We start from the raw sequence: 12,214 nt of genomic DNA on the forward strand, positions 1-12,214 counted from the left end.
CTCAGCCTACCGGGTCCGCCTGGACCATGTCGGCCGCGTCCCGTTCCGGCGTGGCGCAGGTCTCGCGGAACACGTACTGCGACAGGCGTTTGCGGTGGCGGCTGCTCCAGTCGATGGTGGGCCGCCGGTCGGTGCCGGGCAGGTAGCCGAGCCGGTACACCGCCATCAGCTCCAGGGTGGCCGGCACCCGCAGCAGGTCGCGCAGGCGCTGCCACTGCTCGGGGATCTCCATCGGCGTGCTCACGAACTGGATGCCCATGCCCAGGCTGCCCACCACGTTCCAGATGTTCACCACCGCGCCGCCCATGCCGAACACACTGTAAAAGGCGCTCAGCTCGCCGGGGCGGTACTCGGCCCGGTCCAGCAGCACCGCCAGCAGCAGCGGACTGCCGGCCACCAGCTTGCGGTTGTCCTCGCCCAGCCGGGCCGGCACGCCCAGCCGCCGCATCAGGTTCAGGCCCGCGTCGCTGAACACCTGCCGGGTGAAAGGGCGCAGCGGCCCCGGCAGGTGGTCGATGTAGATGCCGTCGCGGCGCTGGTCCATCTCCGTTTCCGAGAAGCGGAAGTAGCGGCGGTAGCGCTCGAAGAACACGCCCTGCTCGATCAGCTGCTGCATGCTCTGACCGGAAATCTCCGCCACCTGCGCGATGGTGTCCGGGTTCTCGATCAGCACGAAGCGCCACGGCTGGGAATTGAAATGGCTCGGGGCCGACGCCGCCACCCGCATCAGCAGGTGCTGATGCTCGCGGCTCACCGGTTCCGGGCGGAACGGCCCGTTGGTGGTGCGGCGGCTGAGAATGCCATCGATCAGGTCCATACCGGCAGGGTAGCAGGCAGGGCCGCTGCGCCCCGTACTCACCACACCCAAACGGCCGCGCCCACGTACAGCAGCGCGATCAGGCCGGCCAGCCGCCAGTGTCCAGCCCGCCCCGGGCGGGTACGCGCCATGCCGAGCAGTAGCAGCAGCAGCGGCGGGTAGGGCCACCAGCGCTGGTGGCCCAGCAGGGCAAGCAGGCCGGTCAGTACAGTGCCGGCACACACCGCGAAGTACAGCGCGTGGTGCGGCCAGCGCGCCTGATCGCGCCGCCAGCCGAGCTGCAGGCTGAGGCCCAGCAGCAGCAGCGTGGCCAGCAGCAGCAGCGTGAGGCCCAGCGCGAGGTGGTACACGCCGCGCCTACTGCCCCGGCGGGGTGAAGGTGCCGTCCGGCGCGACCGTACCGGGGTCGGTGGTGTCGAGCGTGGCCCCGCCGGAGGGGTCCTGGGTGGTGTTCGGATCGTCGGTGCCGGAGTCCGGGAGCGGCTGGATGTCGCTGGGGTCCGTCAGGCCGCCGGAATCGGTCCCGTCCGGAATGGGCGTCAGGGTGGGGTCCTGGGCTGGGTCCGGGGTCGGGTCGGCGGCGGGCACCGGGTCGGTGGCGCCCGAATCGGCCGGGACCGGCTCCGTCGGGGTGGGGTCTGTCGGGGCAGGATCGGCCGGGGGCGTGGCCGGGTCGGCGCTGGTGGTGTCCTCGGGCGCCGGGTCGGTGGGGGGCAGCGCGGGAATCTCGTTCACGTCCGGCTGGGGGCTGTCCGAGGTGGTGGTGTCCTGCGGCTGCGGCTCCGGGGCCGCCTGCTCCTGCGCCGGGGGCGTGGCCTGCGGCTGCGGATCGCGGCGGAAGAAGCTGCCGATGCCGCCCTGGTCCTGTCCGGCCTTGAAGGCCATCTGGATGCCGCGCACCCGCCGGTACTCAATCTGGTCCGGCGGCTGGAACTGGGCCGCCGGCTGTCCCTGCAGCGCGCCGGCCACCGCCTGCTGCCACACCGGCGCGGCCACGTCGCCGCTGTAGCTGTTCTGCGGCAGCGGGGCGTTGTCGCTGCGGCCCACCCACACCGCACCGGCCAGTTCCGGCGTGACGCCCGCGAACCACAGGTCGCGCACGTCGTTGGTGGTGCCGGTCTTGCCGCCCACCTCGCGCCCCTCGATGCGGGCCCGCCAGCCGAGCCCGCCCTGCCGGGGCGTCAGGTCGTTGACCACACCCCGGATCATGTCCAGGCCCAGCCACGCGGTCTGGGCGTCCCAGACGCGCTTGCCGCTGCTGGCCGGCACCGTGAGCAGCGTGTGGCCGCCCTGCACCACCCGGGTGATCAGGCGCGGCGCGTAGTACAGGCCGCCGTTGGCGAAGGGGGCGTAGGCGGCCGCCATCTGCAGCGGGCTGGCCTCCAGCGCGCCGATGGCGAGCGGCAGGCCGGTGTCGGGGTTGGGCGACAGGCCCAGCTCACGCAGCCGGCTCTCGAAGCTGTTCAGGCCCAGCTGCTGTGCCAGCCGCACGGTGGGCAAGTTCAGGCTGTGGTCCAGGGCGTAGCGCAGCGTGACCGGCCCGCCGGTGTAGGTGCCGCTGTAGTTCTGCGGCTGATAGTCGCCGTCCAGTGGGGCGTCCCGCAGCGTGTCGGCCTGGGTCCAGCCCTTCGCCAGGGCCAGCGTGTACAGCAGCGGCTTGATGCTGCTGCCCACCTGCCGGCGCGCGCGGGTGGCATTGTTCCACTCCTCCAGCACCCCGTCGCCCAGCTTCTGGCCCACCAGCGCCTGCACGTCGCCATTCTTCGGGTCCAGCAGCGCCAGCCCCAGCGTCGCTCCATTCGGCAGTGACGCCGACTTGCTGGCCGCCTCGGCCGCCTGCTGCGCCGCGCGGTTCATCGTGGTGTAGACCGTCACGTCCGACTGGTACAGCACCTTGCGGCCCAGCCGGTCCGCGAGGTCGCGCTCCACTGCGTCCAGAAAGCCGTCCGCGAAGCGCACCTGCGGGGCCGGCGCGCTGAGCCGCTTGGCGTCCGGATTGACGAGGCGCGCCGAGACGATGTTGCCCTTGCCGTCGTAGCGCACCCGCCAGCCCACCGGCTGCAGCGGGTAGCGCCAGGCGGCGTCGGCCTGCGCCTTGGTGGCGCGGCCGTCCTCGACCATGCGGTTCAGGATGCTGCGCATCAGCGGGCGGTAGGCGACGTAATTGTTGTAGCGCCGGGCGTTCGGCAGCAGGGTCGTCAGGTAGACGCTCTGGGCCAGGTTCAGCTGCGAGGGCGCGATCCCGAAGTAGGCCCGGGCCGCGTCCTGCGCGCCCAGCAGGTCGGTGCGGCCCACGCCCCAGTACACCACGTTCAGGTAGGCGGTCAGGATCTCCTGCTTGGTGAAGCGGCGCTCCACCTGCAGCGCCAGCAGCGCTTCCTTGAGCTTGCGCGCCGGGGTGCGCTCATCCTTGATGTCTTCCAGCAGGGTGCTGCGGACCACCTGCTGCGTGATGGTGCTGCCGCCCTCCAGGCTGCCGCTGGCGCTCCGCAGCAGCGCCCGCGCGATGCCCATCGGGTCCACCCCGTGATGCTCATAGAAGCGGCGGTCCTCACTGGTGACCACGGCCTTGCCGAGCCACGGGCTGAACTGGTCGGCGCGCAGCAGGTCGCGGTTGACCCGCGCGCCGCTGGACAGCGACGGCGTCAGCGCGCCGATCACCCTGCCGCCGGCGTCCACCACCGTGGCCTTGCCGCCGTACTCCAGCACGTTCAGGTCGTCCACCCGCCGCAGGTCCTGCTGCCACAGCAGCAGCATGCCCAGCACCCCCACGCCGGCCAGCAGCACCAGGATCAGCAGGGTTTTGAACAGATTGGTGATCAGGCGCATGCCGGGCCGGTACAGGTGGGGGGATGGGTCATCAGCGTTCTGCCCTCAGCATACCCGGCGTTTCTGATGCGGCATGAGGGCCGCCGCCGCTGCGCTATACTCCCGTGACGCCTGAGCGCGTTCCCTGAAACCCACGTCCTTTTCGGCAGTCCCGTGAGGCTGCGCCCGCCCTGTGAGGCAGGAGAAGGAGCACCATGACACGCTACAGCGCTGGACCCGACTGCCGCCGGACTCGCCCGGACGGCCTTTTTTTTGACGTGCAGAGGCCGGCATGAACGCCAAGGCCTCGATCCTGTCGGCCGATGAGCTGCGCCGCGCCCTGACCCGCATCGCGCACGAGATTCTGGAGCGCAACAAGGGCGCCGAGGGACTGGCGCTGGTGGGCATCCACACGCGCGGCATTCCGCTGGCCGCCCGGCTGGCCGCCAAACTGCACGAGCTGGAAGGGGTGGAGATTCCGCTGGGCCGCCTCGACATCACGCTCTACCGCGACGATCTCTCGGAGATCGCCCACCAGCCGCTGATCCGCGAGACGCAGCTGAACTTCGACATGCAGGGCCGCCGGGTGATTCTGGTGGACGACGTGCTGTACACCGGCCGTACCGTGCGGGCCGCGCTGGACGCCCTGATCGACCTGGGTCGGCCGCAGAGCATCCAGCTGGCGGTGCTGGTGGACCGGGGCCACCGTGAACTGCCGATCCGGGCCGACTACGTGGGCAAGAACCTGCCGACCTCCCGCAGCGAGGTGGTCAAGGTCAAGCTGGAAGAAACCGACGGGCTGGACGCGGTGGAACTGTGGGAGCTGTCCTCGTGAGCGCCCAGGTGGTGGCCGAGCCGCGCCCCCGGCACCTGCTGGACTTCCAGGGCTGGAGCGAAGGGCGCCTGAACGCCATTCTGGACAATGCCGACACCATGCTGCAGGTGCTGGACCGGCCGGTGAAGAAGGTCCCGGCACTGCAGGGCCTGACCGTCTGCACCGCCTTCTTCGAGAACAGCACCCGCACCCGCATCAGCTTCGAACTGGCCGCCCGCCGCATGAGCGCCGACGTGGTGAGCTTCGCGGCGGGCAGCAGCAGCCTGAGCAAGGGCGAGTCTCTGCGCGACACCATCGAGACGCTCACCAGCTACAAGGTGGACGCCTACGTGGTGCGGCATCCGGCCTCGGGCGCGGCGCATCAGGTGGCGCGCTTCAGTGGCAAGCCCACCATCAACGCCGGAGACGGGCGCCGGGCGCACCCCACCCAGGCACTGCTGGACGCCTACACCATCCGGCAGGAGTACGGTGACCTGAAGGGCCGGCGGGTGGCGATCATCGGGGACGTGCGGCACTCGCGGGTGGCGCGCAGCAATGCCGAACTGCTGACCCGGCTGGGCGCCGAGGTGGTGCTGTGCGGCCCGGCCACCCTGCTGCCGCGCGAGCTGGCCAGCCTGGGCGCCACGCTCACCACCGACGCGCAGCAGGCGGTGAAGGGCGCGCACGCCGTGATGGCGCTGCGGCTGCAGACCGAGCGCATGGACGCCGGCTACCTGGGGAGCCTACAGGAGTACATCCGCGACTATCAGGTGAATGAGCGGCTGATGGAGCGGGCCGAAACCGGCGCCATCGTGCTGCACCCAGGGCCCATGAACCGCGACCTGGAGATCAGCGCCGACACCGCCGACGGCCCGCGCAGCCGGGTGCTGAAGCAGGTCGAGAACGGTCAGGCCGTGCGCATGAGCGTGCTGTATCACCTGCTGGTGGGGCGCGGCTGACATGAGGGTCCGGACGGCCGCCGTGATGGCCGCGCTGACCGGCGGCACCGTGACGGCCGGGGGCGGACCCGCCTCCGACGTGGGTGAGCTGCTCAACCGCTACACAGACGCCCTGTTCAACGACCTGGGCGTTCACCCGCTCGGCACCTCCAGCCCGGTCAGCTGCCTGAACGGTCACCGGAGCGTGAGGCGCCCCCCTGGGCTGGCCCTCAGAACCTGCGTGATGGACCAGCAGGGCCAGAGCGTGGTGATCGGGGTGGAGCTTGCTGGTGGTGGTGGCGCCTACGTGCTCAGTGACGGACCGGGCGCCCCCGTCCCCAAGACCGAGCGGGACCGGGTGCTGGCGGGCTTCCGGAAAGAGATCCGGTACTTCGAAGCCGTCCGGACCCTGCAACAACCTCACCCACAGGACTGCTTCCTCTTCTTCGAGTCGCAGCTGCCTCTGCAACGCTGTTCGGTGGAGTTCCGCCAGGGCCGCACGCTCCTGACGGTCCAGACCACCACCGGCCTCCGGTTCTTCTTCGACGGCTTCACGGTGCACGACTTCAAAAGCCAGCAGCTTCCGACGCTCCACAGTCTGACCTGCACGTTCTACGAGGAGGGTTACTCCACATGCTCACCCTGACCAACATTCGCCGCCCCGGCTCCACCACCCCCGAAACCGTAACGCTGGACAACGGCGTGATCACCGGCTGGAATCTGCCTCCGGAGGGCCAGATCATTGACGGCCAGGGCGGCACCGTCGCTCCAGCGCTGATTGAGCTGCACGCCCACCTGCGCGAGCCTGGCCAGGAGGTCAAGGAGGACCTGGAAAGCGGCCTCGCGGCGGCGGCGGCCGGCGGCTACGGCACGGTGGTCAGCATGCCCAACACCTCACCGGTGGTGGACGACCCCGCCACCGTCCGCGCCCTGATCGAGAAGGCGAACCGCCTGGGCTTCGCCCGCCTGCGCCCCGCCGCCGCCCTGACCCGGGGGCAGCTGGGCGAGCAGCTGGCCGAGCTGGCCACCCTGAAGGAAGCGGGCGCGGCCATGTTCACCGACGACGGGCGCACCAACGAGGACGCCCGGGTGTTGCGGCTGGGCCTGGAGTACGCCGGCAGCCTGGGCATGGTGGTGAGCGTGCACGCTGAGGACGCCTCGCTGCGGCAGGGCGGCGTGATGAACGAGGGCGTGGTCAGTGAGGAGCTGGGCCTGCCGGGCAACCCCGGCGCAGCAGAGGCAGCGCGGGTGGCCCGCGACATCGAGATCGCGGCGCTGACCGGGGCGCGGCTGCACATCCAGCACCTCTCCACCGCCCGCGCCCTGGATCTGGTGCGCGAGGGCAAGCGGCGCGGCGTGCCGGTCACGTGCGAGGTCTGCCCGCACCACCTGACGCTCACCGACGAGGCGCTGCGCGGCTTCGACGCGATGTACAAGGTGGCCCCGCCGCTCCGCACCCAGGTGGACGCCGACTACCTGCTGCAGGGCCTGCTGGACGGCACGGTGGACTGCCTCGCCACCGACCACGCCCCCCACACCCGCGCCGAGAAGGAGCAGGACCTGCTGAGCGCCCCCTTCGGCATTCCGAGCATCGAGGTGGCGTTCCCGCTGCTGTGGACGCGGTTCGGCGAGCAGCTGGGGCTGGAGAAACTGCTGGACCTGTTCACGGGCGGCGCGGCCCGCGTGATGGGCTGGCCAGAGCCGGGCCTGGAGCCGGGGCAGCCCGCCGATCTGGTGGTGCTGGACCTGAACACCGAGCGTCCGGTGGACCCCGCCACCTTCCGGAGCAAGGCGAAGTTCTCGCCCTGGGCGGGTCAGCCGCTGCGCGGCTGGCCGCTGCTGACGCTTGTGAACGGGCAGGTGGCCTACCAGCGACAGTGAGCACCACGCCGCTGGCGCAGCGTGATCGCCTGCTCTCGCAGGTGCTGGGCCAGCGCTGGCCTTTCGCCCCTCTGCTGGACGCCCTGCCGGTGCCGGTGGAGGCGGCCGTGCTGGACGTGGGCGGCGGTTCGGTCAGCAGGCCGCCCGAACCGCCGCCCGCGGGCCCCTCGGACGACGTGAGCTGCTCGACGAGCAGCAGGGCCAAGATGCACACCGGTCGCCGTTTGGCGATGCCAGCTTCGACCGGGTGTATCTGGTCCGGGCCCTCGCGCACATGCGTGACCCCGCGCAGGTGCTGGCCGAATGCTGGCAGGTGCTGGCTCCCGGTGGGCAGCTGACCGTGGTGGCCCACAGCCCGGACCATCTGGCCGGCCTGCTGCCAGACCAGCCCGCGCCTTCGGCTCCTCTGACGGCCCTGCCTGGTACGCGGCTGAACCTGACGAGGCCGGTCGTGCTCTCCCCGGAAGTCCAGCAAACATTGCTGAACAGCTATGGCCTGAGCGGTCACCCCGCACAGCCTCTGCACACCCAGCTTCAGCTGAGCGGGTGGACGGCATCAGCACACCGCCAAGCACAGAGATGACTGGGGCCTCACAGCCAGCTGACCAGCTCCTGAGCACTTGCTCTGAAAGCTTCATAGTCCGGTGGAATGCCGTTTCCTATGGTGATCCAGACTGCCAAGCGCGGCTGCAGGAGGAGTAAGCTAAATGGGTTATGAACGATGCCTCTGTCGCCGTTCCTGCCTGGCTGGCCGACACCGAGACGGTGGACCCGCAGGCTGAACCTCCTCAACCTGAACAGCCCTGCCCCGTGCCGCTGGCCGTCTATGTGGATGTGGACGAGACGATGCTGCGCGACTACGGTCAGCGGCAGATTCCCATCCCGGCCGTGATCCGGCAGATCAAGGCGCTGTACCGCCAGGGCGCTGAGCTGTACTGCTGGAGTTCTGGTGGCGCGGCGCACGCCCGGCAGTGTGCGGAGGCCTGCGGCGTGGCCGAATGCTTCCAGGCGTTCCTGCCCAAGCCGCAGGTGCTGATCGATGACCAGCAGCCGGGCCAGTGGCGCCGCACCCTGCACGTTCACCCGGCCCAGTGCAGTTCTCAGACCACCCTGGACGAGTACCGCGAGGACCTGCGCCCCTGCCGTCCGGCGACGCCTGAGGCGACCAAACCCGAGCCGGCTCCGCTGCCCAAGCGCGACCTGTTCAGCTGACACACAGCTGAAGATGGCGGATCACACTGGTGACAGATGTCAGGAACTCACCAGGAGGTCTCCATGAACGGCATCCATCATCCCGCTCTCCTCGCACAGCTCGAACAGTATGTGTTCCCGCCTGCCTTCGTGATGCGGCTGCAGTCGGAACAGGGGTGGTCCTCCGCACGGACCCAGGCGGTGCTCGTGGAGTACCGCCGCTTTGTTTATCTGGCGGCCACGTCCGCTCAGCCGGTCACGCCGTCCGGCCCGGTGGACGAGGTGTGGCACACCCACCTGACCTTCACCCGCGACTACTGGGAGCGGCTGTGCGGCGAGGTGCTGGGCCGGCCGCTGCATCACGAGCCGGGCACGGGTACGGCGGACGAGGCCTTCACCTTCGCCCGGCAGTACGAGGCCACCCTGCAGCTGTACGCGGACACCTTCGGGCAGCCGGCCCCGGTGGAGGTGTGGCCCGCTCCGCGCCCACAGGCGGCGGTTCCGGCTCCGGCCGTGCGTGGCAGCGTGTCCAGCCTGCAGGTGCTGCTCGGGCTGCTCGCCGGCGGGCTGGCCTTTGCGCTGAGCGGTCACCACATCGCGGTGGCCGTGCTGGTCTTCGGCGTCGTGCTGGTGCTGCTGGCTTCACGGCCCCTGCGGCGGGCCCGCCGTGCCCTGGCCGACTGGGACGGGCCGATCTGGCTGTGGGGAAGCGACGGGACAGCCGACGCGTCCGGTCATCACCATCACCACGGCAGCCATGACGGCGGTCACCACGGGGGCGGCCACGATTCGGGGAGCAGCTCGGATGGAGGCAGCAGTTGCGGCTCGTCCAGTTGCGGGTCCAGCTGCGGCAGCAGCTGAGGACCAGGCCTCAGGCGGTGTGGGCGTCCAGCCACCCGAGCAGCCGCGCCGTGATGTCGTCGCGCACCGTGTCGTTGAACAGCTCGTGATATCCGCCCGGTTCCTCGTGGTAGGTCTTGTCGAGGCTACTGATGCCCGCGTAGAAGCGGCGCGAGCCGTTCACGTCGGTCAGCTGATCGGCGTCGCCGTGCACGATCAGGGTCGGCAGCCGCCAGCGGGACACGCCGGGCCATAGCCCCTCCGAGACGCGCAGCATGCTGATGGCCGTCAGGGCCGGCACCCGGCCGTGGTACATCTGCGGGTCCTGTTCATAGGCGCTGACCTCCTCGGCCAGCCGGGACAGGCCGGCGGTGGGCAGCTCGGTGATGGCCATCCCCGGCGCGATACGGGCCAGCACGCGGCCCACCTGCTTGAGCCACGCCGGTTCGTTGACGCCCACCAGCAGCGCCGGGCTGGACAGCACCGCGCCCGCCACCCCGCGCGGGTCCTGCAGCAGCGAGGCGGCCGTGACCAGCCCGCCCAGGCTGTGCCCGAAGGCGAAGAGCGGGCCCTGCACCACGCCCGCCAGCGCCGCACGCGCCGCGATGTGGTCCTGCACCAGCTGCCGCACGTCCACCACTGCCCGCCGGCCCTGGCTGCGGCCGTGGCCCCGGTGGTCATAACCGTATACGCTGTAACCGGCGGTGTTCAGCTGTCGGATCAGGCGGGCATACCGTTCGCTGTACTCCCCGAAACCGTGCGCCAGCAGGAGGGACGCGCGCGGCTGCTCCGCCGGCCACACGAAGGTCTGCACCGGCAGGTCCAAGGGCCAGCTCGCGGCCTGGGCCGCCTGGGATGTGGTCATGCGGGCAGTGTAGCGCCCGGCACGGCCGTGTTACGCTGCTCTGGCCACACAGGACGCAGCTGAATGCCGCTCTGGATGGCGAAGGAGGTCGTATGGTTCACGCACATCCCGTTTCCCTGACCCGCCCCACCGCCCTCATTTGCCATCAAGGAGTGCACCTGTGCCGACTGCTGTCCCCCTGCCCGCCGATGAAGCGGGCCTGCTTGACCTGTTGACCGAGGCCCGACTCGCCCAGGCCGCCCCGATGCTGAGCCGCTGGTTCTCCCCGGACCAGCTGCGTGCCACGTTGCGCGAGGACCTGCACCCGGAGCTGGAGCGGCGCTCCAGCGACGCCCTGGCCGCCCTGTACCGGCAGCACGCGCCGGTTGAGGGTGTGGACCACGACTCGGCCTACAAGAACCGTATCCTCACCGTGCCGCCGCTGGGCACCGCCCTGGTCGGCATCCGCTTCCGGGGGATGGACCTGGCGCGGCCTTTCGTGACGGCGGCAGCCACCACCCGCCTGCCGGACGAGGCGGGCCTGACCGAGGCCGCTGCGTTGCTGCGGCAGGAGTTTGAGGCGTTCCGGCCCCGGCACCTGCGCCTGTTTGTGCCGGCCGGGGTGCCGATTGACCTCAGCGCCCTGCCGCCCGGCTCGCACTGGGACCACCATCTGCTGGCCGCGCCGGTGACCGAACTGCGCGCCCGTCCACTACCAGCCTTCCACGCCCGGGTGCAGCTGCAGGTGCCGCCGGACATGGGCTTTTATCCGCAGTATGTCCAGGCGTATGAGGCGCTGTTCGCCGCCAACCCGTCCCACCGTGAGTTCACCCACGCCGAGGCGGAGGAGGACCTGGAGGAGCTGCGTCAGGAGGGCCTGGTCTTTGAGGTGCGGGTGGACGGGGCCTGGGCCGGCGTGGTGGCGGCGTGCCGTTCATCGGAGCAGGGCGTGAGCGGCTTTGTGGTGACCGAGATGTTCCTGGACGCGGCTCACCGGGGGCAGGGCCTGGGGCCGGCGGTGGGCCGCCACCTGCTCGACCGGCTGCCGGCCGAATCCGGCGACACGCTGTTCGGCACCATCCACCACGACAACCTGCCGGCCCGGCGGAGCGCCGAACGCGGCGGACGCACCGACGTCGGCGCGTTCCTGTGGGTGGCGATGCCCGGCTGAACCGGGCCGGGGTCGCAGCGGAACCCCGGACGCGGTCAGTCCGGCTGCGGCCCCACCACCGACTCGATCAGGCGGCGCGAGATGCTGGCCCGCCCCGGCAGCTGCGGCAGGTTGTTGTGGTCGAACCAGCGCGCCTCCTCGATCTCACCCGGCTGCGGCACGATCTCGCCGCCGGCATACTCGGCGGTGTAGGCGAGCATCAGGCTGTGCGGGAACGGCCACGGCTGGCTGTCGAAGTAGCGCAGGTCCCGGATGCTGAGCCCGGTTTCCTCGTACATCTCGCGGTGGGCAGCATGTTCCACCGTCTCCCCCGGTTCCACGAAGCCGGCGTTGGCGCTGTACATGCCCGGCGGGAACAGCGGCGAGCGGCACAGCAGCACCTGCGGCTGGCCCTGCGGCCCCACGCGGGTCAGCAGCACCATCACGGCGGGGGCCAGCCGCGGGTACACCGACAGCCCGCAGTTGGGGCAGCGGCGCGCCCGCTCGTTCGGGTCGCGCTCGGTGGGCGTGGCGCAGTTGCCGCAGTAGTGGTGGGTGCGGTCCCATTCCACGATCTGGTAGGCGTACCCGCCCAGCATCCACAGCCAGTCCGGCAGCTTGCCGTACAGCCCACGCAGCCGCGAGAAGCGCTGGTCCGCCGGCGCGTCGCCGGTCATGCGGGCGGCCCAGACCTGCCGGCCCTGCTGGGTGCCCAGGTACACCTCGCCCGTGAGGCCCTCGGCAGGCCGGGGTGGCACCGTCTCCCCCACTGTCAGCAGCCGGTCGCCCTGGAAGACCAGCCACAGCGCGTCCGGGTCCGGGTCCGGGGTGCCCACCGCCGGCACAAAGCCGTAGCCGTTGTCGAAGGGGCTCAAGCCCACCTGCTGGCCGGTCAGGGCCGCGTCGGTCATGGTCGGGTCGTTGGTCATGG

General features: G+C 70.8%; 13 protein-coding genes. 8 read left to right on the forward strand and 5 right to left on the reverse strand.

Features of this window, described 5'->3' with window-relative positions; translation table 11 throughout:
• Window position 1: 1 nt before the first annotated feature.
• Genes ABOD76_RS19890 through ABOD76_RS19900 form a run of 3 tightly spaced genes read right to left on the reverse strand, consistent with a single transcriptional unit; the run spans window position 2 to window position 3,646 of the window.
• On the reverse strand, window positions 2-817 hold the full coding sequence (locus ABOD76_RS19890) for a nitroreductase family protein (RefSeq protein ID WP_350243687.1): 816 nt from the start codon (window positions 815-817) through the stop codon (window positions 2-4).
• Between the two features lie 38 nt (window positions 818-855).
• Window positions 856-1,167 carry a hypothetical protein gene (locus tag ABOD76_RS19895; protein ID WP_350243688.1) on the reverse strand — a complete coding sequence of 104 codons (312 nt, stop codon included), beginning with the start codon at window positions 1,165-1,167 and terminating at the stop codon, window positions 856-858.
• A gap of 7 nt (window positions 1,168-1,174) precedes the next feature.
• Window positions 1,175-3,646 (reverse strand): transglycosylase domain-containing protein, encoded by a 2,472-nt coding sequence (locus ABOD76_RS19900; protein WP_350243689.1) that lies wholly within the window; start codon window positions 3,644-3,646, stop codon window positions 1,175-1,177.
• Between the two features lie 271 nt (window positions 3,647-3,917).
• Between ABOD76_RS19900 and pyrR the strand changes: the two genes are divergently transcribed.
• The 7 genes from pyrR to ABOD76_RS19935 all read left to right on the forward strand — a co-directional run bounded on the left by pyrR (window position 3,918) and on the right by ABOD76_RS19935 (window position 9,310).
• Entirely contained in the window at window positions 3,918-4,460 is a 543-nt protein-coding gene (gene pyrR / locus ABOD76_RS19905) for a bifunctional pyr operon transcriptional regulator/uracil phosphoribosyltransferase PyrR (RefSeq protein ID WP_350243690.1), read from the forward strand.
• Window positions 4,457-5,398 carry an aspartate carbamoyltransferase catalytic subunit gene (locus tag ABOD76_RS19910; RefSeq protein ID WP_350243691.1) on the forward strand — a complete coding sequence of 314 codons (942 nt, stop codon included), beginning with the start codon at window positions 4,457-4,459 and terminating at the stop codon, window positions 5,396-5,398. The genes pyrR and ABOD76_RS19910 overlap by 4 nt, the downstream gene beginning before the upstream one ends.
• A gap of 1 nt (window position 5,399) precedes the next feature.
• Window positions 5,400-6,023: a hypothetical protein gene (locus ABOD76_RS19915; protein ID WP_350243692.1), complete on the forward strand. Its 624-nt coding sequence runs from the start codon at window positions 5,400-5,402 to the stop codon at window positions 6,021-6,023.
• Window positions 6,011-7,258, forward strand: coding sequence for a dihydroorotase (locus ABOD76_RS19920; protein ID WP_350243693.1), 1,248 nt, complete (start codon window positions 6,011-6,013; stop codon window positions 7,256-7,258). Before ABOD76_RS19915 ends, ABOD76_RS19920 begins: the two co-directional genes overlap by 13 nt.
• Before the next feature lie 247 nt (window positions 7,259-7,505).
• Window positions 7,506-7,841 (forward strand): hypothetical protein, encoded by a 336-nt coding sequence (locus ABOD76_RS19925; RefSeq protein ID WP_350243694.1) that lies wholly within the window; start codon window positions 7,506-7,508, stop codon window positions 7,839-7,841.
• Between the two features lie 131 nt (window positions 7,842-7,972).
• On the forward strand, window positions 7,973-8,470 hold the full coding sequence (locus ABOD76_RS19930; RefSeq protein WP_350243695.1) for a hypothetical protein: 498 nt from the start codon (window positions 7,973-7,975) through the stop codon (window positions 8,468-8,470).
• 63 nt (window positions 8,471-8,533) lie between these two features.
• Window positions 8,534-9,310 carry a glycine-rich domain-containing protein gene (locus ABOD76_RS19935; RefSeq protein ID WP_350243696.1) on the forward strand — a complete coding sequence of 259 codons (777 nt, stop codon included), beginning with the start codon at window positions 8,534-8,536 and terminating at the stop codon, window positions 9,308-9,310.
• A gap of 10 nt (window positions 9,311-9,320) precedes the next feature.
• Here ABOD76_RS19935 and ABOD76_RS19940 read toward each other — a convergent pair whose 3' ends face one another.
• Entirely contained in the window at window positions 9,321-10,154 is an 834-nt protein-coding gene (locus ABOD76_RS19940; RefSeq protein WP_350243697.1) for an alpha/beta hydrolase, read from the reverse strand.
• A 160-nt stretch (window positions 10,155-10,314) separates the two neighbouring features.
• On the opposite strand from ABOD76_RS19940, the gene ABOD76_RS19945 reads away from it, so the two are divergent.
• Window positions 10,315-11,304 carry a GNAT family N-acetyltransferase gene (locus ABOD76_RS19945; protein ID WP_350243698.1) on the forward strand — a complete coding sequence of 330 codons (990 nt, stop codon included), beginning with the start codon at window positions 10,315-10,317 and terminating at the stop codon, window positions 11,302-11,304.
• 35 nt (window positions 11,305-11,339) lie between these two features.
• On the opposite strand, the gene nudC is transcribed toward ABOD76_RS19945, so the two are convergent.
• Window positions 11,340-12,212 carry an NAD(+) diphosphatase gene (gene nudC, locus ABOD76_RS19950; RefSeq protein WP_350243699.1) on the reverse strand — a complete coding sequence of 291 codons (873 nt, stop codon included), beginning with the start codon at window positions 12,210-12,212 and terminating at the stop codon, window positions 11,340-11,342.
• Window positions 12,213-12,214 lie beyond the last annotated feature (2 nt).

The sequence above is a fragment of the Deinococcus sonorensis KR-87 genome (genome assembly GCF_040256395.1).
In the GTDB taxonomy this organism is placed as follows: Bacteria; Deinococcota; Deinococci; order Deinococcales; family Deinococcaceae; genus Deinococcus; species Deinococcus sonorensis.

Excerpts from the sequence above, each read along its gene's own strand:
- nudC (WP_350243699.1), bottom strand. The coding sequence starts at position 12,212 with ATGACCAACGACCCGACCATGACCGACGCGGCCCTGACCGGCCAGCAG.
- ABOD76_RS19890 (WP_350243687.1), bottom strand. The coding sequence starts at position 817 with ATGGACCTGATCGATGGCATTCTCAGCCGCCGCACCACCAACGGGCCG.
- ABOD76_RS19900 (WP_350243689.1), bottom strand. The coding sequence starts at position 3,646 with ATGCGCCTGATCACCAATCTGTTCAAAACCCTGCTGATCCTGGTGCTG.
- ABOD76_RS19930 (WP_350243695.1), top strand. The coding sequence starts at position 7,973 with ATGAACGATGCCTCTGTCGCCGTTCCTGCCTGGCTGGCCGACACCGAG.
- ABOD76_RS19940 (WP_350243697.1), bottom strand. The coding sequence starts at position 10,154 with ATGACCACATCCCAGGCGGCCCAGGCCGCGAGCTGGCCCTTGGACCTG.
- pyrR (WP_350243690.1), top strand. The coding sequence starts at position 3,918 with ATGAACGCCAAGGCCTCGATCCTGTCGGCCGATGAGCTGCGCCGCGCC.
- ABOD76_RS19935 (WP_350243696.1), top strand. The coding sequence starts at position 8,534 with ATGAACGGCATCCATCATCCCGCTCTCCTCGCACAGCTCGAACAGTAT.
- ABOD76_RS19915 (WP_350243692.1), top strand. The coding sequence starts at position 5,400 with ATGAGGGTCCGGACGGCCGCCGTGATGGCCGCGCTGACCGGCGGCACC.
- ABOD76_RS19920 (WP_350243693.1), top strand. The coding sequence starts at position 6,011 with ATGCTCACCCTGACCAACATTCGCCGCCCCGGCTCCACCACCCCCGAA.